Here is a 21045-nt window from a genome sequence, read left to right on the forward strand (position 1 = left end):
TTGATCCCCTTAGGTCAGCAACTGTCGGCAAATGTCGATGAACGTCGCCGCCCAGCCGGCGAGCAAGGCAAAGATGGCGAGCCAGACGAAGAGCAGGAAATGCCAGTACATGGCGCACAGTTCGACGCCGAGGCGAAGCCGTTTGGGCCGCGCTGCGTTCCAGGCGCCGGCGGTCGTTCTGCCGAGGCCCACCAGCCCGCCCAGTATGTGCAGGCCATGCATGCCGGTGATCAGGTAGAAAAAGCTGTTGGCCGGGTTGGAGTTCAGCAGATAGCCGTCATCGGTCATCTGCCGCCATGCCATGAGCTGTCCGATGAGGAAGGCAATCGCCGTGACCCCGGCCGTCGCAAGGCCGAGCCTGACCATGTCGATCTGACCCCTGCGTGCCGCCACCACGGCGCATTGCAGCGCAATGCTGCTCAGGACCAGCACGCCAGTGTTCAGCCAGAGCAGGCGCGGCAGCGGCAGAGGCCGCCAGTCCGACAGGCCCATGCGCATGAAGTAGGCGCTGGTGAACAGCGAGAACAGGCAGCCGACGACGGCGAGGAAGACGCCGAGGCCGACCTTGGCGGTGGGCAGCGCCGACCGGTCGAGGCCGACAAAATCGCCGGCCAGACCTTGTTCGAGCCATGGCTTGGCCATCAGCCTCTGGTGCGAAAGCCACCATCCGGCAAAACCGGCAATGACGAGCAGGAAGACCAGGATGACGCTCATGCCGGCTCCCTCGAGGGGCCGAAGGAGCCCGGCACGTTCTGCGGGATGAAATCCTCCTTGGCGCCCGGCACGCTGTAATCATAGGCCCAGCGATAGACGATCGGCAGGTCCTTGCCGAAATTGCCGTGGGCCGGCGGCGTTTGCGGCGTCTGCCATTCGAGGGTCGTGGCCCGCCACGGATTGCCGCCGGCCTCGCGGCCATGGCGGATGCTCCAGATCAGATTGAACAGGAACACCATTTGGGCAAAGCCGACGATGAAGGCCATGATGCTGATGAACGAGTTCAGGTGGTGGGCCGACTCCGTCATGATGGTCATGTCGGTCAGTTCAGCGTAGCGCCGCGGCACGCCCATCAGGCCGAGATAGTGCATGGGGAAGAAAATCAGATAGGCGCCGAGGAACGTGACCCAGAAATGGAACCGGCCCAACGTCTCGTCGAGCATGCGGCCGGTGACCTTCGGATACCAATGGTAGATCGCGCCAAAAACCACGACGATCGGGGCGACACCCATGACCATATGGAAATGGGCGACGACGAACATCGTGTCGGACAGCGGAACATCGACGACGACATTGCCGAGAAACAACCCGGTCAGCCCGCCGTTTACAAAGGTGACGATGAAGGCCAGGGCAAAGAGCATCGGTATGGTGAGATGGATGTCGCCCCGCCATAGGGTCAGCACCCAATTGTAGACCTTGATGGCGGTCGGAATGGCGATGATCAGCGTCGTGGTGGCGAAGAAGAAGCCAAAATAGGGGTGCATGCCGCTGACATACATGTGGTGCGCCCAGACCACGAAGCTCAGCGCGCCAATGCCGACGATGGCCCAGACCATCATCCGGTAGCCGAAGATGTTCTTGCGTGCATGGGTGCTGATCAGGTCGGATACGATGCCGAACGCCGGCAGCGCCACGATGTAGACCTCGGGATGGCCGAAGAACCAGAACAGGTGCTGGAACAGGATCGGGCTGCCGCCATTGTGCTGCAGTTGCTCGCCCATCTCGGAGATCGCCGGCATGAAGAAGCTGGTGCCGAGGGCGCGGTCGAGCAGCATCATCACGCAGGCGACGAACAGCGCCGGAAAGGCGAGCAGCGCCATGACGGTCGCGGTGAAGATGCCCCAGACGGTGAGCGGCAGGCGCATCATCGTCATGCCGCGCGTGCGGCCCTGCAGCACCGTCACCACATAGTTCAGGCCGCCCATCGTGAAGCCGATGATGAACAGGATCAGCGAGGACAGCATCAGGATGATGCCCCAGTCCTGGCCGCCCGGTGTGCCGCTCATGATGGCTTGTGGCGGGTAGAGCGTCCAGCCGGCGCCCGTCGGTCCACCGGGCGCAAAGAAGCTCGATACCAGGACCAGCACGGCGAGCAGGTAGATCCAGTAGCTCAGCATGTTGACATAGGGAAAGACCATGTCGCGCGCGCCGACCATCAATGGGATCAGATAGTTGCCGAAGCCGCCGAGGAAGAGGGCGGTGAGCAGGTAGATCACCATGATCATGCCGTGCATGGTGATGAACTGGTAGTAGGCTTCAGGGGTGATGAAGTCGAACGTGCCGGGGAAGCCGAGTTGCAGCCGCATCAGCCAGGAGAGCACCAGGGCGACCAGGCCGATTGCCGTTGCTGTCGCCGAATACTGGATGGCGATGACCTTGGCGTCCTGCGAGAAGACATATTTCGTCCACCAACTGTGCGGATGGTATAGTTCCACTTCCGCGACTTCGGCCGGCGGGATGCCATCTGCAGGCGTGATGTCGACCATAGGAACACCTCCGTGTCCTTTTCAGCGAGACCCGACCGTTTCGAGCTTTGCTGCAATTTTCAAACCTGACGCCATCGTGTTGCCCGGCGCCTGGTCTGCCGAGCCCGTTTGCTGGGGCGCCGACAGCTGCGCGAAAGTCTGCTGCTGGCCAAGCCAGGCCAAATAGTCTTGCTCTGTGTCGACCATGACCACCCCATGCATCAAAGGATGCCCCTGGCCGCAAAGTTCGGCGCACAGGACCTGAAAGGTCCCGGTCTTGGTCGGGGTGAACCAGAAATAGGTGACCGAGCCCGGGATCATGTCCATCTTGGCGCGGAATTCCGGCACATAGAAATCATGCAGCACATCGATCGAGCGGAGCAGCATCTTGACCGGTTTGCCGACCGGCAGATGCAGGTCAGCCGCTTCGACCACGACATCGTCCTGACCATTGGGATCGCTGGCGATCACGCCCAGCGGATTTTCAGCGGTGACGTCGCGGGTATCGGATGTGCCGAGCTTGCCGTCCTTGCCGGGCAGACGGAAACTCCACTGCCATTGCTGGCCGACGACTTCGACGTCGGTTGCGTCGCTCGGGACGTTGACAAACCGGCTCCAGACGAACAGGCCGGGAACCAGCAACGCCGTGACCCCGACCGCGGTGGCGATCGTCAGCCACGATTCGAGCCGCTTGTTCTCCGGTTCGTAGGCAGCCCGGCTCCCGTCCCGATGACGGAAGCGGAAGACGCAATAGGCCATGAATAGAACCACGGCGGCGAAGACGACGCCGGTGATCCAGAAGGTGATGATGATGGTGTTGTCGATATAGTCCCAGTTCGAGGCAATCGGAGTCCACCACCATGGGCTCAGGAGGTGAAACAACACCGAGCCCACGACGATTAAAACGAGTACAAGCGCTACGGCCATGTCCCGTTCCTCCCGGCATTCGAGGGCGCGCAAAGCTGTCCTGGCGAATGCCAAACTCATCATGCTTGATTTGCGATCGAAATTCCAGAGCCGACTATGGGAGGGGCAAAAAAGCCACTTCCGGCTCAGGATCACGCCAGATCAGCAGCAGGCCCTTCATGCTGGAATGGCCTTCCGACCGATGACGATGTGGTCATGCATGGCAATGCCGAGGCATTGCCCATCCGTCCCATGTTGCCGCCGTCAGCGGCACCATTTCTCGACGGCGATTGCAATCGCCTTTGTGCAATCGACGAGATCGCGCACCGATACGCGCTCGTTCGGCTGATGCGCCTGCGCCGGATCGCCGGGACCGAAGTTGACGGTCGGGGTGTTGCCAAGGCTGGTCGGCAAGCCGATGTCGCTATGCGCGCCAAAACCACTCAGGACCGGCGACAGATTGGCTTGCTTGACGGCCTGCTGGAAGACGCCGACGAAAGGATTGTCCGACGGGATCTCGGCGCAATCCGCGTCGAGGATCCACTCGATCCGGGCAGGATGCTGGCGCAGATAAGGATCTGCCTGGCAGACGTTGGCGATATGCTCTTCGATTTCGCGCTTGACGTTGCCGCCCAATTTGAACTCGTCATGCTCGCTTGGCAGATACTGCGCGTCGATGATGATCTCGCCGCGGCCCGCCATGGAGGAGGGATGTTCGCCGGCACTCATCTGGGTGACGATGATCTGGTTCGGCAGGTCCATCAAAGGATGGTTCTTCTTCGGATCGAACATCCAGCGCCGGTTGAGAATGTCGATGCCGTCGAGAATCTGCCGGCAAAGCTGGACGGCATCGACCGGGCCGCTCGAGTACCAGGCATTCGGCGTCAGTTCCGCATGCCCGCCTATGCCGTCGATGATGATCCTTCCCCACAGGATGCCATGACAGAGCGGCGCGATCCTGTTCGCCGTCGGCTCGGTCATGATGCCGGCGTCGGCGTGAAAGCCGCGATCGACCATGGCGAGCGAGCCCATGCCACCGATTTCCTCATCGACGACGGTGGTGAAGACGACGTCGCCGGAGAGAGGAATGTCGAGTTCCCTGAGGATCTCGACGGCCATCAGCATGCAGGCGACGCCGCCTTTCATGTCGACCGTGCCGCGACCGTGCAGAAATCCGTCCTTGAGGACTGGCTGGAACGGGTCGGTCGTCCAATGGCTGGCGGCGCCCGGCGGGACGACGTCGATATGGCCGGTCAGCATGATGGAGCGTCCACCGCCGGTGCCCTTCAGGACGCCGCCGAGATTGGGTCTGCCCTCGAACGTCCGGCCCTTGTTGGCGCCGGCGCGCCCCTTGTATTGTTCGTAGAGCGCCGGGCCATCCGGATCCCACAGATCGGTCGAGAAGCCGAGCGCCTCGATCCGCTTTTGCAGATAGAGCTGGCAATCACGCTCTCCGGGGCCGGCATCCCTGGGATTGGACTTCACGATCGAGGGGAAAGCGACGAGATCGCTCAGCGTTTCGACGATGCGATCGGCGGTTGCCTCGACGCGCGCGGCAATGATCTCTTCCATGGACGGCATTATGATCTCCAACGTTGGGAAAGTCGGTCGGCGAGAAGGACGAAAACCAGAAGGGCGCCGACAATTCCCACCTGCCAGACCGTGTTGATGTTCAGTTGCAGAAGACCGGTCTTCAGCGTGACCAGCAGCAGGACGGCCGCGAACACGCCGCCAACGCCACCACGTCCGCCGGTGATGGCGATGCCCCCAAGCATGGCGGCAGTCAGCGATTCGAGTTCGAGGTTCTGGCCGATATTGGGCCTGCCGCTGCCGAGCCAGGCGATCGAGACGAGACCGGCAGCACCAGCCAGTGCGCCGCTCAAGGAGTAGAGAATGAAGCGAACGCGGTCGACCGGAATGCCGACCAGTCTGGCCGAGCGTTCGTTGAAGCCCATCGCGTAGATCCAGCGCCCCCAGGCCGTCGAGAGCAGCACCAGGCCGGCAAGCGCGAAGCACGGGATGGCAAGGGTGAGAAACGACACGGGAATGCCCATTACGACGCCGCGCCCCCACAGGAGCAGCCAGTCGGGCACGCCCGCCTGCGCCGCGCCACCGGTGACGGCGAGCGCTGTACCGGAATAGACGAAGAATGTGCCCAGTGTCGCGATGAAGGGCAGCAGGGCGAGCCCGTTGACCAGCCATCCGTTCAGGGCGCCGAGCATCGCGCCGGCCAGAATGCAGACGACGGGCAGCAGTACGGGCGGCAAGCCCAGCTTGAGGGAAAGCATTGCAACGATGGCGGAGAGCGAGACCGCGCCGCCGACCGACAGGTCGATGCCCGCGCCGCCGGCCAGGATGACCAACCCTTGTCCAAGTCCAACCAGGGCCAGGATCGTCGAGAATTGCAGGATGGTGGTGACAGTGCCGAGATTATAGACCGAAGGCTTGAGCACCAGCAGGCCCAAGATCACGATCAACCACAGCCCGCACAGCAAGGCCAGGGTGAGGGCCGGGCCCTGCAGCTTCCCGAGCGTCTTCATGCGTGGGCTCGCAGCAGCTGGACCAGAAGGAAGCGGTTGGAAACGGCTTCGAAGCCAAGCACGCCGATGATGAGAATGCCGGTGACGACGGGCTGCCAGAGGGAAGGGACACCAATCAGAAGCAATCCGTTCTGGAGAATTCGCAGGAGAAGCACGCCAAGCACGGTGCCGATCAGGCTGCATCTGCCGCCCAATATGCTTGTGCCGCCGAGAATGACCGCGGCAATGGCATCGAGCGCCAGCGTGCTGCCGATCGTCATTTCCACATTGCGGTAGGTGGCGACATAGAAAGTGGCGGCAATGCCGGTCAGAACGCCGCTGATGACGAAGGTCATGAAGCGGGTCTTGATCACCGGGATGCCTGACAGTCGCGCCTTTTCCTCCGAATTGCCGATCGCCAGCAGGTGCAATCCATAAGGGGTTCGCCGCAACGCCAGCCAAACGGCCAGATAGGCAATCGCAATCACCAGGGCGGGGACGGGGACGCCAAGCACGGTGGTTGCTAACAAATCGGTGAGGCTCGAGGGCAGGCCGGAAAGCCATTGCCCGCCGAGGAGAACAAAGACAGCGGTGCGATAGACGCCGAGCAGGCCAAGCGTTCCGACAATCGCCGGAACGCGGCCGAGGACGACGACGGTGGCGGTAACACACCCCAGCAGCGCGCCGACCAAGGGGCCTGCAACAAGCGCCAGCAGCGGATTGCCGCCGGCACCAAGCACGCGACCGATGGCAATGGCCGCGAGACCCATGACGATGCCGATCGACACATCGATGCCCCCCATGGCGAGCAACAAGGTCATGCCTAGGCCGATCAGCAGCAGTTCGACGCTGTTGCGCAGGACCGTGGCCGCATTGCCAGAGGTCGCATAGTGGGGCGATGCGACAGAAAAGAGGATGATCGCCAGCAAACAGGCGACAAGCAAAGACCACTCCCGCCCATTCATGGAGAAGATACCGTTTCCAAACTGTCGCACCGCGTTCATGCCGGAGCTCAGAAGTTGAACTTGTCGACATTGTCCTTGGTGAAGACAGCCGGCGGCCCGAGCAGCAGAATGCCCTTTGTGGCGTCGTAGGTGACCGGCTTGTCCAGGCCGACGATCTTGTTTTCCGCCTCGAAGGTCTTGCCGTCGATCAGCTGCTTGCCGGCCCAGACGGTGAGATAGCCAAGCTGCTCGGGATCCCACAGCACGGTGAAGCCGAAGGCACCGCTCTTCAGGTAGGAGCGTGCCGTGTTCGGGCTGCAGTAGCCCGCGCCGATGACGGAGCCGATCTTGCCGGCGGTTTCGATTGCCTGGGCAACGCCCGGGCATGTCGAGGATGCGACGGCGATGATGGCCTTGATATCGGGGTTGGCGGCCATGAGATCGCCGGAGATCTGCGCGGCACGCTCGGCGGTGCCACCGGCGAATTGCGGCGCGAGCAGCTTCAGCTTCGGATATTTGCCGGCGGCTTCTTTCTGCATGAAGCCGATCCAGGCGTTGAGATTGGATGCAGTCGCTTCGCCGGAGACGATGCCGATCGTTGCGTCCTCGCCAACGCGCTTGACGAGCTCGTCGACGATCGTCGTGCCGAGGCCTTCGTCGGTCGCCTGGGCCACATAGACCGCGCGGCCGCTGTCGGGCGCATCGCTGTCGCTGGTGAACAGCTTGATGCCCTTTGCCTTGGCGCTCTCGACAACAGGGGCGATGCTGGAGGCATCGAGGACGCTGACCGAGATCGCCTCGACGCCCTGATCGATCAGGTTCTGGACGATCTGCAACTGGTCGACCGGATTGGTGTCGACCGGACCGGAATAGATGAAGTCGACGCCCAGATCCTTGGCGGCGCGATTGCCGCCGGCTTCCATGGCGTTGAAATAGGGGATGCCGATCAACTGCGGGACGAAGGCGACCTTGTGCTTGTCCGCGGCGTGCGCTGCCGTCGCAACGACGAGTGACAATGCGGAGGCTGCGAGCACTTTCTTGAACTGTGAAAGCATTGTGGTTTGATCCTCTCTGGAAATGACGTGCGTTTCAGTTTGTTTTTTCGAGCGCCCGCACGTCGGGATGAGCGCCTGTTATGAGCGAAACGACTTCCTCGTGATTGGTCTCGGCCGCCAGCCGTTCGGCGGCCTTGCGGCCGCGCCGGAACACCACGATGCGGTCGGCAACTTCGAAGACTTCGGAAATGTTGTGGCTGATGAGGACGACGGCACAGCCACGCTCGGCGAGCCGCCGCGTCAGCGTCAGGACCTTGCGGGTCTCGGCGACGGCAAGGGCTGCTGTCGGCTCATCCATGATGACCAGCCTGGCATTGAGATTGAGCGCCCGGCAGATCGCCACGGCCTGGCGTTGGCCGCCCGACAGGCTGCCGACCGGTGCTTCCGGATCGGAAATATGGGCGTCGAGTTCTTTCAGCAGGCCATCGACGCGCTGGCGCATTTCCTTGCGCTTGAGAAAGGGAATGCCCAAAATGGAGCGTTTCAATTCTCGGCCGAGAAAGACGTTTTCGGCGATCGACAGGTTTTCCGAGAGCGCCAGTTCCTGGAAGATCGTCGCGATTCCCGATGATGCTGCGTCCTTGGGCGAGGAAAAAGTCACCGGACTGCCCTCGATGACGAGTTCGCCATCGCTGGGCGGATGAGCGCCGGCCAGGATCTTGATGAACGTCGATTTGCCTGCGCCGTTGTCGCCGAGCAGCGCCAGCACCTCGCCGGAGCGGATTTCCAGGTCGACATTGGCAAGCGCGGTCAGCGCGCCAAAGCGTTTGGCGATGTTCCTGGCGACAAGAAACGGTTCTGTCATGGCGGTTCCCCGGCGACTACGGTTGGCTAGACGGCCTTGCTGACCCAGCGGAGCACGTTGGTCCAAAGGCGGGCGTAGCCGGGCCATTCGACAAAGCTGTTCGGCAGCCAGTGCGGGCCGATATCCGACGTCCAGACCAGCGTGCGCCCTTCGCCATGACGTCCGGTGACCAGCAAGGGATGGTTGCCCTGGTCCTGCGGCAGCCGCGCCAGAACCTCGACATCGTCCCTGTCGCGAGCAATGACCTCGTTGGCGCCGAGCAGCAGCGGCCAGTCGCCTTCGATGCCGGCAAAAATCGGATGATCCCTGGGGCCAGTGATCGAAGGCCGAAAGCCTTCGGGAATTTCAAGCCGGTCATCGTTGGGAAGGCAGGTCACCGGCAAGGCCTCCTCGACAGCCGTGCGATGCCAGCGGGCCTTGCCGTCGATGCCCTGGAAGCTGAAATAGCCACCGATCATGATCAGACCGCCGCCAGCCAGCGTCCAGTCGCGCAGCAGCTTGAGCCGGTTGGGGACGGTCTTGCCGTGCAGCCAGACATCGGGATGGAGCAGGAGCGAGTTCGCGCCAATGTCGGACAGGATGATCGCCTTGTATTGCGACAGGCCCTCCATGGTGAAAGGCAGCTTCTCGACAGCCTCGTGGGCCGGCATGTAGTCGAGGTCGAATTCACTGTCTTTCAAGGCGTCGACCAGAGGCGTTGCCCCGAGATGAAAGGTGACGCTGCCGAACTGATCGAACCCCTTATAGTGGGTCGCCGAACTCACCCAGCTCTCGCCGGCCAGAAGGACCTTTGTTTTCGCCATGATCATATTCTCCTGATGTCGCCACTGGGACGGCCGTCTGCGGGATGTCTAAACGTCAATAAGCCATTGATTCAGCTTGCCATCATGGCGCTGTTCGCCAGGGCGGCAGCCTTCAGTGTCGCAAAGTCTGCAATGTATCCCTGTGCGCCTTCGACCGTTGTCGTCAGGCTCGCGCCAATCGCCGCGTGGCGGGCGGCATCGTCCAGCGGCGCGCCGTGCAGCCACAGGCTGAGGAAGATGCCGGCAAAGCTGTCGCCGGCGCCCGTCGCATCGACGCGATTGACGGGCAGTGCCGGCACCTCGATCTGCGGGCCGCCGTTTGCCGGAAACACGACCGCGCCAAATTCGCCGAGGGTGAGCACAACCGTTCCGCGCCGCTTGATGCGTGACAGCATCAGCCGCACCTCTTCGATCATTGTCGCCATCCGGGAGCGGAAGTCGTAAATCTCCCGCATCATCACGTCGTTGATGAAGGTCAGGTCGATCTGCCTGACCATCTGCGTGAAGGTTTCCGGCGTGCGCGCACTTTTGGGCAGGCCGGCCGAATGCAGGCTCACCTTCCATCCGGCCTGATGAAAGCGCGCGATGGAAGCGGTCATCGTTTCATAGTGAAAGCCCTCGATGTGAAGGCAGGCCGGACGTTGCTCGGACTGGATATCCAGATTGGCGGTCAAATCGACCTCGCCAAGCTCAAACGGTTCGCTGATGATCGTGCGGCTGCCATTGCGCTCGATGATCACGATCGCCTGCGAGAGGCGGTTGTTGGGTGTGCTGCGGATCGGCAAGGCGTGGACGCCCAGTTTCGAAAGCGCGCCGAGCGCCCAGTCGCTCTCGGCATCCTCGCCGACCGCCGTCGCCAACTCGACGTCAAGAGCGTAGGGCGCTCCGACGCCGGCGGCAGCAACCGCGAGATTGGCCGCGGGCCCGCCCAACGCCTTTTCGATATGGCTGGCGGTGATCCGGTCGTCGCGATGCGGCAATACGTCGACCCGGCACAGGAAGTCGACGCTCACCCGGCCTGCGACGAGAAGTCTTGGCAGATGGTCGAGGTTTTTTGGCCTGCGCGGCGCGCGGCCCGGCAGCGAGCGCGCAAACGAACTCGGCCGGTACATCAGCGTGGCAACCGCCTTCTCGATGCGGTCGCGCGTGCCGTCCTTGAGGCCGGCCGTCCCATTGATGAAGTTCGACACCGTTCCGATGGAAACACCGGCGGTTCGTGCGACATCCGCTATGGTTGGGCGCTTGCGTTGCAATTGCCTGGTTCCGATTGAAGCGTTTCAAACGGTAACAGCGGAAATGCCGCCCCTCAACGAAACTGTCTTCTAAAGAATTGGAGATTGTTCCTAATTATTAGAAGATTGTCCCGGATGAGGGCTTATTCCGGGATCGTTCTTTCCGAAGTTGAACAATTTTCAAATTTTCGGCAAAAAGATTGTGCATGCGAATTGTCTGCATCTTGTTCAATCGGCGAGGCCAGATCGGGCGACGGCGCAGGTCCGATTTATCGCGCAATGGATCACGCCCGGTGGGTGCGTTAGCGACCGGCTTTTTTCTCAATGGCCTGGAAACAGCAATGCCGCCGGGCAAAGCCCGGCGGCATCTTCTTTGACTGCAGTCGTTCGGGTCGCGATGCCTACGGCGTCGCCTCCGCTTGAAGTGCGGCGGCCGCTTGGTCGATCTTGTCGGCAAGGACGCCCTCGGCCCAAGCCGTGACATCGGCGTCGACGGGTTTGTTGGCCATGTCCGTCAGCGCCGCGTTGAGCGATGCCGGATCAGTGCCGACCGTTGCCGCCGTAGCGTCCGCCTCGGCCTGGGCCGCCTTTGCATCGGCGGCGTCGACAACGTCCTGCTGAGCAGTGATCTGATCGTTCAGAGCCTGGATTTGTGCAGGCGTGGCGGACGGATCCGCCTGCAGCGTGGTCAGATCCGCCTTCAGGCCATCCAGTTCGGCCTGGGCGGCATCTGCCGCTAGGTCAGCCTCGGCAGCCGCGGCCTCGGCGTTCTGGGCTTTCGCGGACTGCGTCACGAAAGCCTGAATGGCAGCGAACTTCTTGCTCTTGGAGTTCATATAGGCGTTGATGTTGCGCTGCAGCGAGTTCAACCGGCCAAGCTTGGCATGGATGTTCTTGTCCTTGGGCACGGACTTCGTATTGACCGTGATGTCGGTCGTTGTGTCCGTTTCCGTCTTGGCCACCTTTCCTGGGGCCGACGCAGACTTGCCATGCGAAGCCCCGCTCTTGCCATTGCCGCCGGCATTGCCATTGCCACCGCCATTGCCGTTGCCGCCAGCATTGCCGCCGCCGTTGCCGTGCCCGTTGCCGCCGGCTCCGGCGAGCGCCGGAGACGCCAGAAGCGCCAATGCGGCAAGCGCCGCGAACAGAGTTTTTCGGTTTGTCATGGTGTCTCCTCGGGGAATCGCCACCTCCGCCCAACCGCTAGAGCAGCGTCGTATGAGGAATTACTAAATGTGCGGAGTAAACTTTAGACAAAAGCGGTTTCAATCCGCGAGCCTGGCACCCGCAGGCGCCTTAACTATTTGATATTGCAGATAAATATGCCGCAGCGGCACTGAAGTCCCATGCCGGCCAGACCATGGTCCTAGTTGCCAACCAGTGGTCCTACAGCGGTCGTCGACTGATTTGTCGGAAAGGGCGTTGAAATAAGGGAAGTCGGTGACGAAAGTGCAGGTCGCGGCCGGATTCGCGATGCTGAAGCCGCCGCTTTGCGGGTAGTCCGGAGACCGACGCCTGCGATTTCCGCGTCGCCAGCGACTGGATGTCGGCCTGGTGGAGCATCAGCGGTCGCCGCCCTAGATCAGCATCAGCGGTCGCCGCCCTAGATCAGCAGCAGCGGTCGCCGCCCTAGATCAGCAGCAGGCCTTTCATGCTGGAATGGCCTTTCCGCCCGATGATGATGTGATCATGCACGGCGATGCCCAGCCGCTTGGCCGCGTCGACAATCTCCTTGGTCATCTCGATGTCGGCGCGCGATGGCGTCGGGTCGCCTGATGGGTGGTTGTGGACCAGAATGATCGCGGTCGCCGAGAGGTCGAGCGCGCGCTTGATCACCTCGCGCGGGTAGACAGGCGTGTGGTCGACGGTGCCGACCTGTTGCACCTCGTCGGCGATCAGCGCGTTCTTCTTGTCGAGGAACAGGATGCGGAACTGCGGTCTTATGTAGCAAACGCACCAACTTCACGCGCGCTCTTTTGGGTGGGTTCCCATAAAATCCGGGGATGCCAAGAGTTGCACCTATCGTCCGCTCCACGCGATACGAACACGCCATCAACACGCTTGTTGCCAAGCGTTCCGAGATATCCGGCCTAATCCGCTTCAAGGGTGCGAACCTGGCTCACCAGCTAGAGCACATAGACGCAGTGCTGCTAATCCTTGGCTACAAGGGCGACCCGTCACAGATCGTGCCGCTGCGCCGCCAGCCCAGCCGCTTCCGCAAGGGCGAGCTTTACCGGCTGATCCTGAAGTGCGAGGCGGAAGGCAGCAAGGCGAACAAGGAAACGGCCCAGCGCATTGTTGCATTGAAGGGCTGGGAGCCGTCGCTAGTCGAGCGGATAAGGCAGTGCGTCAATACCGCGAAGGTTCGGCGGCGGCGGAAGACAAAACTGGCGGCTCTAGCCGCAAGCGGTTGTGAAGACCGGGGATAAGGTTGTGGATAACGCAACCGTCGCCTCAACATCTTGTGTTTTGGCACATTGACGCTACCATAAATAGCGTCTCGCAACTTATGCGAATCGCCTGACTATGATATGCGTGACGTTGCGTAACAGTACAGCGATTCGGACGAAGGGACCAGACCTAGCAGGCATTCTAGCGACTAGCTCGCCGTCATACTGAGCCCAAGCCAAGGCCTTGAGCCTTTCTTTGGCTTCGGCGGCGTCTTTAGCGACGATGTCGACGGTGAAGGTCTTACCCTGAAAGGGATAGCTGAACAGGTGTGTTGCGTATTTTTCGACTGTAGCCATACGAAAGGAGATCCAAGTTATGGCAGCAAGTACCGGGTATTACGAAATCTATCAGTCCGGGTACCAGTGGCGTTGGCGTTTCAAGTCTAACAACCACGAGGTCATCGCGAGTGGTGAATCGTACTGGAATAAGGCCGATTGCCTGAACGCAATCGGGTTGATGAAGGGCTCCAAAGACGCTCCCGTTTACGAGAGATAATTAGAGCCCTTCACCTCTTTGCTTGGTAACTGGGACGGCTTGCTGCCGTCCCTTTTTTTATCCAATCAAAGGCAGGACCGTGAGTCGAGTCACTTTGATGATTCGCAATTGAATGTACATTGAGGTACATTGATGGTCAATGGCGAGGAAACGAACCACGGGCTCCCGTTTCAAGTTGGGAGAGCCTTGCGATGGAATGCTGGACGACTTCTGTGCCGCGTACATGGATGCGTCGGCAACCACGGTGATTCGAAACGCCATTCTTCATTTCATAGACGCGGAATTGGCTTCAAACCCCGGTGCCAAAGCTCGCTATGACGCTGCTCGACAGCGCCGACATACGGGGATGCCAGAGAACGTGACGCCTATCAGGCCGACCGCTGCCAATAGCCTGCCCAAACGCGGCTCACCGAATGATTGAGCGCGCCACCAAGCAGGGCGAAGGCGTTGCCACCATTTGACCGGCGACGGTGATCCTCAAGCCATGCGGCGTGATTGGCGTACTGATAGAGGTAGCGGTGCGAAACGTGGTGGTGCTGGCCGGCGACCATGCGGCGAAGGCGGCTGAAATAGCTTTCCACCATGTTGGTGTGCTTGCCGTGGCCGTCGCTGTAGCTTTCCGAGTGGTTGATGCGGGTCGAAGCGAACTCGCCTTCCAGTACGTCCCAATGGCTCGCCTCGTCTGCGAACAGCTTGGTTCCGGCCAGCATACGAGCGCGGGCAATGTCCACGCCTTCTGCTTCGCGATGTCGGATGAACGTCAGGGTGCGGCCAGCGCGCTCGCGCAGGGCTATGACAACGCGGCGGCGGTCTGACTGGTTCTCCTTTACGCGACGGTCCTTGCGGTCCTCTACGCGGTTCTCAGGGCGCACCACGCCACCAAAGTAAGCGCCGTCAATCTCGACCTCGCCTTCAAGGGTTTCGTCCTTGGTTTCAGCCGACAGGGCTTCGCGCAGCTTGTGAGCCAGCACGAAAGCGGTCTTGTACTGCACGTCCAGATCGCGAGAGAACTGGACCGCCGACATGCCCTTCGCGCCATTGACGAACAGGCAGATCGCGGCGAGCAGATCGACAAACGACAGCTTGCGGGAAGCGAAGATGGAGCCAGACGTAACGGAGAACTGCGCACCGCAAGCGGCGCACTTGAACTTGCGACGGGTCGGAATGTCGTAGTGGTCCAGGCATCCACATTTCGGGCAAACAGGCTCGCCTTGCGTCGAAGCCCAACGAAGGCGCTTGAACGTGTCGTAAGCCTTTTCCTCGCTACCCTTGTAAATCTCCTTGAGGGAGAGGGTGCGGCTTTCGGCGGAAAGGAGGAAATGTTGTGCCATGGCGTACTGTTTCCGTTACCTATGTAACGAATGTAGTACGTTGACGTATCCCATACAAGGGCATATGTATCGATTACGATACTTTTTCCTGCAAAGGCGATACGCATGGCGGAAAAGACCGACTACGAAGCCCTAGCGGCTAACCTCCTGAAAGCCGAATTGAAGCGGAAGGGCGTTACCTATTCGCAGCTCGTCGAAAAATTGGCGGCTATTGGAATCGAGGAAAAAGAGGTAAACATTCGCAACAAACTTGCGAGGGGCAAGTTTACAGCAGCGTTCTTGCTTCAATGTTTTTCAGCAATAGGGGCCGATTCCATTCGATTGTAACGGCGGCGATTGCCGTAGCCATCGTGGTGATTGCCCTGAAGGCAACTTGGGAAGTCGCAGTTTCAAATGCCGAATATAGCCAAGAGGCAGAGCAGGCCACCAAAGAATATGCCGACCGTACCCAAGAGAGCATAGCCAGCACCTGCCGCGACAGAGATATTCCGGCCTTCGCGAAATGCGTAGATGAAATAGTAAAGGCCACCGAAGAGGCAAAAACCGCCCAGCGTGATCTTGCCGCCCAGCGAAGCATGGCTCTCTGGGCGCTTGGTATGCTCTGGGCCACGGTCGCATCTATTGCCGTCACAGGCATCGGTATCTATTTCGTTTGGCGCACTCTTGACGCGAATACCGATGCGGTTGAACAAGCTCGTGTAGCCAATCAAATCGCTCGTGATGCCAACGAAGCGCAGCTTCGTGCTTACCTGCTCGTGAAAACGATCCATGCCGAATATGCCTTCTCCGCCACAGGCGAGATTGTCGGTGTCGCCATAAAGTTGGTTGTCCAAAACGGGGGGCAAACCCCTGCTATGAATGTCGGCCACAATGTACGATTGAGCGAAACCTTTTTGGGCGATCCGCCGGAGGATTTGGGCCAAGCAAAAAGTGTACCTGTGATTTTGGATATGCAACTTCATCGGGTGGCCGATGCGGCACCGCACGGTGAGATCGTTGTCGTTGATAAGACGATACCGATAAACATGTTCGATAGCTTCGAAAGGAAGAATGGGTTGAGTTGCAACCTGCATTGCCACTTGCAATATAAGCCGGTCGTAAGCAAGGACGTAAAACATCTCATTCTGAACTATTGGATTAGGCGAGACGGCAGCAGAGGCATTTGCTTGCGCGTCAGTCGATCCGGTCCAAACGAGACAACTTAAGACAGCGGCCAACGCCGCCGACGCCCACACGGCGCGCCGCCTAGGTCACGATCTCCTCCCGTCGTCGGGGCTTGGTGCGTTTGCTACATAAGACCGCGGAACTGCTCGCGCTCCTCAAACGCCATTGCCGAGCGGCAATAGTCGAGAAGCTGCGTCCATGAGGAAAGGACTTCGCGGCGACGGACCTCGCCGCGCGCCATCCGCTGCGCGGTCGCCGCGACGACCTTCAGGTCGAGCGCCACCGCCGGGCCAATGCCCTTGACCTCCTGCAGCAGGCCAACCGGGGCGCCAAGCACTTCAGCCAGCGTGCCGAAGCGCGCCAGCAATGCCTTGGCGACCGGCTTGGTGTCGGCGCGGGGGATCAGGCGAAAGAGCAGAAGTTCCAGCAGTTCATAGTCGGGCAGGGCATCCGGACCTGCCGTGGCAAAGCGCTCGCGCAAGCGGTCGCGATGGCCGAGATAATGCGGCTTTTCCTCGCTCGGCTTGGCCTTCGCCGCTGGCCGGATCGGCACTTCGGAGAAGAAGCCTCGCTCGTCGTCTCTTCCTGTCCCCACAAGCTGCTCCGCATTTTCCTGGGCCGGAAGAACCGGCGGAACGAGTTTAAGCCGGCAGGCCGGGGCGGTCGAGCTTGTTGGGCGACAGCGTGAAAATCTCGCAGCCAGTGTCGGTCACGCCGATCGTGTGCTCATACTGCGCCGACAGCGAGCGGTCGCGGGTCACCGCAGTCCAGCCGTCCGACAAGACCTTCACATGTGGCCGGCCGAGATTGATCATCGGTTCGACAGTGAAGATCATGCCGGGCCGCATTTCGACGCCCTCATTGGCGCTGCCATAGTGCAGGATGTTCGGCGCGTCATGGAAGAGCTGGCCGACGCCGTGGCCGCAGAAGTCGCGTACCACCGAGCAGCGCTCGGCCTCTGCATAGGTCTGGATGGCGGCGCCAATGGCGCCGGTGCGGGCGCCGGGCCGGATCGCCGCGATGCCGCGCATCAGGCATTCATGGGTGACCTCGAGCAAGCGCTCGGCGGCGCGCTTGATCGTGCCGACCGGGTACATGCGCGAGGAATCGCCGTGCCAGCCGTCGAGGATGTAGGTGACGTCGATGTTGACGATGTCGCCATCCTTGAGCGGCTTGTTGTCGGGGATGCCATGGCAGACGACATGGTTGATCGAGGTGCAGGACGATTTGGTATAGCCGCGATAGTTGAGCGTCGCCGGCAGCGCACCGTGGTCCATGCCGAACTCGAAGACAAAGCGGTCTATGGCTTCGGTGGTGACGCCGGGCTCGACCATCGGCACCAGCTCGTCGAGGCAGCGCGCGGTGAGATCACATGCCTTGCGCATGCCGGCAAAGCCTTCCTCGCCGTAGAGGCGGATCTGGCCGGTGTTTCTGAGTGGTGCCGTGGCGGCGTCGAGATAGGTGACCATTTTGTCCGTATTGCCGGTAGGGCGCTGCAAGAGAGCCAATGTGAAAATCCCCCCAGATTTGGCACTTGAAGGCAAAAGGTTCAAGGAAGAACTGCCTGATGCGGCCGCGCACTTCGGGATATTCGCCTGCATGAGGTGATGTCTTGCCGGTTTTTGCCCGGCTTGCTTTCCTTTCCGGCCATCGTGCGTTAGGGCGGGTGATGTTTTCGAGACCGCGTCCCTTCACGGCGGCCAAGCGTACCAGATTGCTTGAAGCGCCGCTGACGGAAGCCTGCTCATGCCTGATGGGCATGGTGCTTCTGGCGATGCTGTGCCTCGGCCGCCCGGACGTGCCGGCCTTCGCGGGCGCCGCGCAAGGCGGTGCCAGCGTCGGCCTGGAACGGTCTGGCGAGGTGGCGGCTCTGCTGCGTGTCACCGGCAAGGCGCAAGCGCTGGAAGTTCGCGCCGTTCGACCGGCCCCGGTCAAGTTCGCCAGCGGCCATCCCGCCTTGCCGGTTCTCGACGCTGTTTTTCTTTCGGTTGAGCGGACTTCGCCGAAAGCGGTTGTTTCGAGATATGGAGCACCGTCGGGCCCCAGGGCAAATGCCCACCAGCCGCGTGCACCGCCGACAATCGCCGCCTGAGCGGTCCAGAACCGCACCTTCACCTCATAGCTATCCCTGTTCGCGTCGTGACCGTGCGGCGGCTGTCGGCCGCACACCGGTTGCGCGACGCGTCATTTCCGGACCATTTCAATGCAACGCATCAAGACATTCAAAACCCTGTCGCGCGGGGCCTCGGCTGCCGCGTTCCTCTCCGTCCAGGCGCTCATCTGCATCGGCACCGTCTATTGGGCGGTTGCCGAGACACTCGGCCTGTCGGCAATGGCGGCACTCGTTCTCGGCGGCATCTTCGCCGTGCCGACGGCATTTGTGCTGATCAAGGCCGTTCGCATGGCTTTCGACGCGGAGACAGATCCGGCGAACCAGTGAGCCCATGTCGCCCAAAAGCGCGCAGCGGTTTTGGGACGACGATATGCATGAACAAGACTCAAGGCGCGTCGCAGACGGCCGCGCTTTGACAGCTCTTGGCCCGTCATGGCGCGGTGGTTGGTGACCGCAGTGACGACACATTTCTGCGCCAAAAGCCGGTCAAAGCAACTTTTGACGACGAACGGCGTTGCGTCGGTTGATACCAGTTCGGGAGATATGGAATGGACAGACTGCAATTCGAGGTGCCGGTGCGGATCGCACCCGCGCCCGGCCTGCCAGTCGAGGAGATCTATGGCGTCGAACAGGCGCTCGATATTCTCCAGGACTGGCCTGTGCGCCGTCAGGGCCCGATCTATCAGAAGGCGTTCAATGCCTGCTTCGGCGCCACGGTGGACGTGGTCAAGACCGAGGACGCCTGCCGGGCGTTCATGGCGTTTTGTCGTGCCAGCGGACTGATGGCCAGGGACATGATGACGCCGCGCAAGCGTGGCGGCGAGGCGAGAACGCTCCAGGCCTGAAGGCCGTCGACCGCTTCGCCCATTCCGATTGAAACGCCAACGATCGCTTTGAACCACACGGCGATGTCGTGATCGGACCATTGCGTGCCTTTCGCTCCGACGACGGCACGAAGCCGCGTCAATGTCAGCGCCGTTAAGCTTCCGTTTCCACCTTCGCGGCTACGCCAGTGCTTGTTCAGCAATGGTTGATTCGTTGCGTCAGTTCATGGTTCGGAAGATGTCTCCAGAAAAAGTCCGCGCGTTCCCGATCGACCGTCAGGTGTTTTTGGTCAGAGAGGTTGCCGCCAAGCTCGGCAATCTGCATGGCGAGCCGGCCACCTCGTTCTGGAGGGCCAAGGCGTCGGAGTTGCTCGATCTCGTTGTTGGATCCGGCCGGGACAGAACTGCAGCCAGCGATGAAGTGCGCAGGTTCTTCCTGGCCGTGCAGAGGGAAATGTCGGCCGGCGTTGACGCTGAGTCGACACCAATTCTTTCCGCCTGAGAGCAAAAACCGCTCTACAAGATTACGCTCTTTTACTCTAATTGTGCGTAAATTCTGGCCGTTGCCGCAACCATGCGACGACGCCGATAGCTCCGCCAGACGGACTTGGTGTCAGTTTGCAGGGGCACAAATCTTGTCGCGAACACAGGCCGTCCGATCCATGCTCCATGGCGGATCACTTGCCGCCCGTCGCCGCCGTTGCGCTGTTAGCGAATGGTAAACTATCCCCCGCTTTTTGTTCTTCTAGCTGCCTTGCATAGGCTTCGAACAGCCAACGAACCTTTCTTTTGCAAACCAATAGCTTACTGATCAAAAATGAACTGAACTTCTTAGCCATTCGTTCATACATGCGTGCTTTCTAATCCATCTCATGGTCTTCAGTTGCTTTACCCGGATTTGGCTTATAGCGAACGGCATATGCCGGGGTACGAACGCAAACGTTGCCACCATCTTCGCTCTGACCTTGCCGATCGTTGTCGGCGCCGCAGGCTTCGGGGTGGAGACCTCCTACTGGTACTACAACAGCCTGAGACTGCAGGCGACGGCCGATGCCGCGGCCTATGCCGGCGCGCTCGAACAGATCTCAGGGTCCGACAAGCCGACAATCGTCGCGGCCGCGACCCAGTCGGCAGCGACAAATGGGCTGGGCTCAGGCACGATCGTCGTCAATACGCCGCCAGCGTCCGGACCGAATACGGCGAAGAAGGCGGTTGAGGTTATCGTCCGCCAGAACCTCGACCGGATGTTCACCGCAATCTTTACGCAGGGCCAGGTTCCTGAACAGGCGAGGGCGGTGGCCCTCATCACCAATGCCTCGAAGTCCTGCATGACCGCGCTCGATCCGACCGCCTCGCAGGCGGCGCTGTTTTCCGGCAACACCACCGTGAAGGTCACCGGCTGCGTGGTCATGTCCAATTCGAACGCCACGGACTCCATCAAGCTCCAGGGCTCGGCGAGCCTCCAGGTCGATTGCCTGATAGCGGCGGGCGGCGTCTCTCTCAGCAATCCCGTCACCACTGTCTGCGCGGCCCCGATCACCCAGGCACTGCCTGCCGCCGATCCATTTGCCGACCTGCCGACCCCAGCGGCCTCGAACCCTTGCCAGAACGACAACAAGGCGACGCTGAGCCCAGGCACCTATTGCAGCGGCATGACGCTGAAGGGCAATGTCACCCTCTCGCCCGGCGTCTATGTCGTTCAGGGCGATCTCAAGATAAACGCCAACGCGGCCATCATCGGCAGCGGTGTGACCATCTTCATGTCGGGCAGTTCGACCGTCAGCATGAATGGCAACGCCTCCGTGAAGCTCAGCGCGCCGACCTCGGGCGCCTATTCCGGTGTGCTGTTCTACGGCGACAGGACCGGCTACAGCGCATCCAGCACATTCAATGGTACAGCGGATTCGCTGCTGACCGGGGCCATCTACTTCCCCAAACAGCAAG

General features: G+C 60.9%; 23 protein-coding genes and 2 pseudogenes. 9 read left to right on the forward strand and 16 right to left on the reverse strand.

From position 1 onward, the window contains the following. Positions 1 to 9 precede the first annotated feature (9 nt). From ACFSOZ_RS31515 to ACFSOZ_RS31570, 12 genes and pseudogenes are all read right to left on the reverse strand, one after another. Positions 10 to 714, reverse strand: coding sequence for a cytochrome c oxidase subunit 3 (locus tag ACFSOZ_RS31515; protein ID WP_379104602.1), 705 nt, complete (start codon positions 712 to 714; stop codon positions 10 to 12). Further along, positions 711 to 2480: a cytochrome c oxidase subunit I gene (gene ctaD, locus ACFSOZ_RS31520; RefSeq protein ID WP_379104604.1), complete on the reverse strand. Its 1770-nt coding sequence runs from the start codon at positions 2478 to 2480 to the stop codon at positions 711 to 713. The genes ACFSOZ_RS31515 and ctaD overlap by 4 nt, the downstream gene beginning before the upstream one ends. Positions 2481 to 2501: 21 nt before the next feature. Continuing rightward, positions 2502 to 3386, reverse strand: coding sequence for a cytochrome c oxidase subunit II (locus tag ACFSOZ_RS31525; RefSeq protein WP_379104606.1), 885 nt, complete (start codon positions 3384 to 3386; stop codon positions 2502 to 2504). A 243-nt stretch (positions 3387 to 3629) separates the two neighbouring features. Further along, positions 3630 to 4946: a M20 family metallopeptidase gene (locus ACFSOZ_RS31530; RefSeq protein WP_379104609.1), complete on the reverse strand. Its 1317-nt coding sequence runs from the start codon at positions 4944 to 4946 to the stop codon at positions 3630 to 3632. Next, the gene (locus ACFSOZ_RS31535; protein WP_379104610.1) at positions 4946 to 5905 is read right to left on the reverse strand and encodes an ABC transporter permease; all 960 of its coding nucleotides are present in this window, start codon (positions 5903 to 5905) and stop codon (positions 4946 to 4948) included. The genes ACFSOZ_RS31530 and ACFSOZ_RS31535 overlap by 1 nt, the downstream gene beginning before the upstream one ends. Then, complete coding sequence (locus ACFSOZ_RS31540) at positions 5902 to 6828, reverse strand: ABC transporter permease (protein ID WP_379104612.1); 927 nt, start codon at positions 6826 to 6828, stop codon at positions 5902 to 5904. Before ACFSOZ_RS31540 ends, ACFSOZ_RS31535 begins: the two co-directional genes overlap by 4 nt. 68 nt (positions 6829 to 6896) lie before the next feature. Then, positions 6897 to 7883 (reverse strand): autoinducer 2 ABC transporter substrate-binding protein, encoded by a 987-nt coding sequence (locus tag ACFSOZ_RS31545; RefSeq protein WP_379104614.1) that lies wholly within the window; start codon positions 7881 to 7883, stop codon positions 6897 to 6899. 34 nt (positions 7884 to 7917) lie between these two features. Beyond that, on the reverse strand, positions 7918 to 8688 hold the full coding sequence (locus ACFSOZ_RS31550) for an ATP-binding cassette domain-containing protein (RefSeq protein WP_379104616.1): 771 nt from the start codon (positions 8686 to 8688) through the stop codon (positions 7918 to 7920). A 26-nt stretch (positions 8689 to 8714) separates the two neighbouring features. Continuing rightward, the gene (locus ACFSOZ_RS31555; protein WP_379104618.1) at positions 8715 to 9491 is read right to left on the reverse strand and encodes a glutamine amidotransferase; all 777 of its coding nucleotides are present in this window, start codon (positions 9489 to 9491) and stop codon (positions 8715 to 8717) included. A 71-nt stretch (positions 9492 to 9562) separates the two neighbouring features. Then, positions 9563 to 10744 (reverse strand): carbohydrate kinase family protein, encoded by a 1182-nt coding sequence (locus ACFSOZ_RS31560; protein ID WP_379104620.1) that lies wholly within the window; start codon positions 10742 to 10744, stop codon positions 9563 to 9565. Positions 10745 to 11124: 380 nt separating this feature from the next. Then, a complete protein-coding gene (locus ACFSOZ_RS31565; RefSeq protein WP_379104621.1) occupies positions 11125 to 11889 on the reverse strand; it encodes a hypothetical protein in 765 nt (254 codons plus the stop codon). A gap of 463 nt (positions 11890 to 12352) precedes the next feature. Next, positions 12353 to 12664 (reverse strand): annotated as a pseudogene (locus ACFSOZ_RS31570) (JAB domain-containing protein); the annotation flags it as partial. Positions 12665 to 12726: 62 nt separating this feature from the next. Here ACFSOZ_RS31570 and ACFSOZ_RS31575 point away from each other — a divergent pair. Then, on the forward strand, positions 12727 to 13152 hold the full coding sequence (locus tag ACFSOZ_RS31575; RefSeq protein WP_379104623.1) for a hypothetical protein: 426 nt from the start codon (positions 12727 to 12729) through the stop codon (positions 13150 to 13152). Positions 13153 to 13489: 337 nt separating this feature from the next. Next, positions 13490 to 13669: a YegP family protein gene (locus ACFSOZ_RS31580; RefSeq protein WP_379104625.1), complete on the forward strand. Its 180-nt coding sequence runs from the start codon at positions 13490 to 13492 to the stop codon at positions 13667 to 13669. A gap of 368 nt (positions 13670 to 14037) precedes the next feature. Here ACFSOZ_RS31580 and ACFSOZ_RS31585 read toward each other — a convergent pair whose 3' ends face one another. Continuing rightward, a complete protein-coding gene (locus ACFSOZ_RS31585; protein ID WP_379104627.1) occupies positions 14038 to 15000 on the reverse strand; it encodes an IS1595 family transposase in 963 nt (320 codons plus the stop codon). 105 nt (positions 15001 to 15105) lie between these two features. Between ACFSOZ_RS31585 and ACFSOZ_RS31590 the strand changes: the two genes are divergently transcribed. Next, the gene (locus tag ACFSOZ_RS31590) at positions 15106 to 15327 is read left to right on the forward strand and encodes a DUF6471 domain-containing protein (protein WP_379104629.1); all 222 of its coding nucleotides are present in this window, start codon (positions 15106 to 15108) and stop codon (positions 15325 to 15327) included. Further along, positions 15288 to 16205 carry a hypothetical protein gene (locus ACFSOZ_RS31595; RefSeq protein WP_379104631.1) on the forward strand — a complete coding sequence of 306 codons (918 nt, stop codon included), beginning with the start codon at positions 15288 to 15290 and terminating at the stop codon, positions 16203 to 16205. The genes ACFSOZ_RS31590 and ACFSOZ_RS31595 overlap by 40 nt, the downstream gene beginning before the upstream one ends. 95 nt (positions 16206 to 16300) lie before the next feature. Here the strand turns inward: ACFSOZ_RS31595 and ACFSOZ_RS31600 are convergent. Both ACFSOZ_RS31600 and map read right to left on the reverse strand, forming a co-directional pair. Continuing rightward, positions 16301 to 16759 (reverse strand): annotated as a pseudogene (locus tag ACFSOZ_RS31600) (UPF0758 domain-containing protein); the annotation flags it as partial. 46 nt (positions 16760 to 16805) lie between these two features. After that, a complete protein-coding gene (map, locus tag ACFSOZ_RS31605; RefSeq protein ID WP_095087741.1) occupies positions 16806 to 17633 on the reverse strand; it encodes a type I methionyl aminopeptidase in 828 nt (275 codons plus the stop codon). Between the two features lie 200 nt (positions 17634 to 17833). On the opposite strand from map, the gene ACFSOZ_RS31610 reads away from it, so the two are divergent. From ACFSOZ_RS31610 to ACFSOZ_RS31625, 4 genes are all read left to right on the forward strand, one after another. After that, positions 17834 to 18256 (forward strand): hypothetical protein, encoded by a 423-nt coding sequence (locus ACFSOZ_RS31610; protein WP_379104633.1) that lies wholly within the window; start codon positions 17834 to 17836, stop codon positions 18254 to 18256. A gap of 111 nt (positions 18257 to 18367) precedes the next feature. Beyond that, complete coding sequence (locus ACFSOZ_RS31615; protein WP_379104635.1) at positions 18368 to 18604, forward strand: hypothetical protein; 237 nt, start codon at positions 18368 to 18370, stop codon at positions 18602 to 18604. A 221-nt stretch (positions 18605 to 18825) separates the two neighbouring features. After that, a complete protein-coding gene (locus ACFSOZ_RS31620) occupies positions 18826 to 19122 on the forward strand; it encodes a DUF982 domain-containing protein (protein ID WP_379104637.1) in 297 nt (98 codons plus the stop codon). Positions 19123 to 19243: 121 nt separating this feature from the next. Beyond that, entirely contained in the window at positions 19244 to 19603 is a 360-nt protein-coding gene (locus tag ACFSOZ_RS31625) for a DUF6074 family protein (RefSeq protein ID WP_379104639.1), read from the forward strand. 175 nt (positions 19604 to 19778) lie between these two features. Here ACFSOZ_RS31625 and ACFSOZ_RS31630 read toward each other — a convergent pair whose 3' ends face one another. Further along, positions 19779 to 19952, reverse strand: coding sequence for a hypothetical protein (locus tag ACFSOZ_RS31630; RefSeq protein WP_379104641.1), 174 nt, complete (start codon positions 19950 to 19952; stop codon positions 19779 to 19781). 21 nt (positions 19953 to 19973) lie between these two features. Between ACFSOZ_RS31630 and ACFSOZ_RS31635 the strand changes: the two genes are divergently transcribed. Further along, positions 19974 to 21045, forward strand: a 1072-nt coding sequence (locus tag ACFSOZ_RS31635; RefSeq protein WP_379104644.1) for a pilus assembly protein TadG-related protein, incomplete at its 3' end; no start/stop codon positions are given.

Source organism: Mesorhizobium newzealandense (assembly GCF_042682145.1).
Classification (GTDB): Bacteria; Pseudomonadota; Alphaproteobacteria; order Rhizobiales; family Rhizobiaceae; genus Mesorhizobium; species Mesorhizobium newzealandense.

What these genes read in the sequence shown, in the direction of transcription:
- ACFSOZ_RS31630 (WP_379104641.1), bottom strand. Translation starts at nt 19,952, where the DNA reads ATGTATGAACGAATGGCTAAGAAGTTCAGTTCATTTTTGATCAGTAAG.
- ACFSOZ_RS31575 (WP_379104623.1), top strand. Translation starts at nt 12,727, where the DNA reads ATGCCAAGAGTTGCACCTATCGTCCGCTCCACGCGATACGAACACGCC.
- ctaD (WP_379104604.1), bottom strand. Translation starts at nt 2,480, where the DNA reads ATGGTCGACATCACGCCTGCAGATGGCATCCCGCCGGCCGAAGTCGCG.
- ACFSOZ_RS31555 (WP_379104618.1), bottom strand. Translation starts at nt 9,491, where the DNA reads ATGGCGAAAACAAAGGTCCTTCTGGCCGGCGAGAGCTGGGTGAGTTCG.
- ACFSOZ_RS31530 (WP_379104609.1), bottom strand. Translation starts at nt 4,946, where the DNA reads ATGCCGTCCATGGAAGAGATCATTGCCGCGCGCGTCGAGGCAACCGCC.
- ACFSOZ_RS31545 (WP_379104614.1), bottom strand. Translation starts at nt 7,883, where the DNA reads ATGCTTTCACAGTTCAAGAAAGTGCTCGCAGCCTCCGCATTGTCACTC.
- ACFSOZ_RS31610 (WP_379104633.1), top strand. Translation starts at nt 17,834, where the DNA reads ATGTTTTCGAGACCGCGTCCCTTCACGGCGGCCAAGCGTACCAGATTG.
- ACFSOZ_RS31595 (WP_379104631.1), top strand. Translation starts at nt 15,288, where the DNA reads ATGTTTTTCAGCAATAGGGGCCGATTCCATTCGATTGTAACGGCGGCG.
- ACFSOZ_RS31585 (WP_379104627.1), bottom strand. Translation starts at nt 15,000, where the DNA reads ATGGCACAACATTTCCTCCTTTCCGCCGAAAGCCGCACCCTCTCCCTC.
- ACFSOZ_RS31550 (WP_379104616.1), bottom strand. Translation starts at nt 8,688, where the DNA reads ATGACAGAACCGTTTCTTGTCGCCAGGAACATCGCCAAACGCTTTGGC.
- ACFSOZ_RS31565 (WP_379104621.1), bottom strand. Translation starts at nt 11,889, where the DNA reads ATGACAAACCGAAAAACTCTGTTCGCGGCGCTTGCCGCATTGGCGCTT.
- ACFSOZ_RS31625 (WP_379104639.1), top strand. Translation starts at nt 19,244, where the DNA reads ATGTCAGCGCCGTTAAGCTTCCGTTTCCACCTTCGCGGCTACGCCAGT.
- ACFSOZ_RS31620 (WP_379104637.1), top strand. Translation starts at nt 18,826, where the DNA reads ATGGACAGACTGCAATTCGAGGTGCCGGTGCGGATCGCACCCGCGCCC.
- ACFSOZ_RS31580 (WP_379104625.1), top strand. Translation starts at nt 13,490, where the DNA reads ATGGCAGCAAGTACCGGGTATTACGAAATCTATCAGTCCGGGTACCAG.
- ACFSOZ_RS31535 (WP_379104610.1), bottom strand. Translation starts at nt 5,905, where the DNA reads ATGAAGACGCTCGGGAAGCTGCAGGGCCCGGCCCTCACCCTGGCCTTG.
- ACFSOZ_RS31590 (WP_379104629.1), top strand. Translation starts at nt 15,106, where the DNA reads ATGGCGGAAAAGACCGACTACGAAGCCCTAGCGGCTAACCTCCTGAAA.
- ACFSOZ_RS31515 (WP_379104602.1), bottom strand. Translation starts at nt 714, where the DNA reads ATGAGCGTCATCCTGGTCTTCCTGCTCGTCATTGCCGGTTTTGCCGGA.
- map (WP_095087741.1), bottom strand. Translation starts at nt 17,633, where the DNA reads ATGGTCACCTATCTCGACGCCGCCACGGCACCACTCAGAAACACCGGC.
- ACFSOZ_RS31615 (WP_379104635.1), top strand. Translation starts at nt 18,368, where the DNA reads ATGCAACGCATCAAGACATTCAAAACCCTGTCGCGCGGGGCCTCGGCT.
- ACFSOZ_RS31525 (WP_379104606.1), bottom strand. Translation starts at nt 3,386, where the DNA reads ATGGCCGTAGCGCTTGTACTCGTTTTAATCGTCGTGGGCTCGGTGTTG.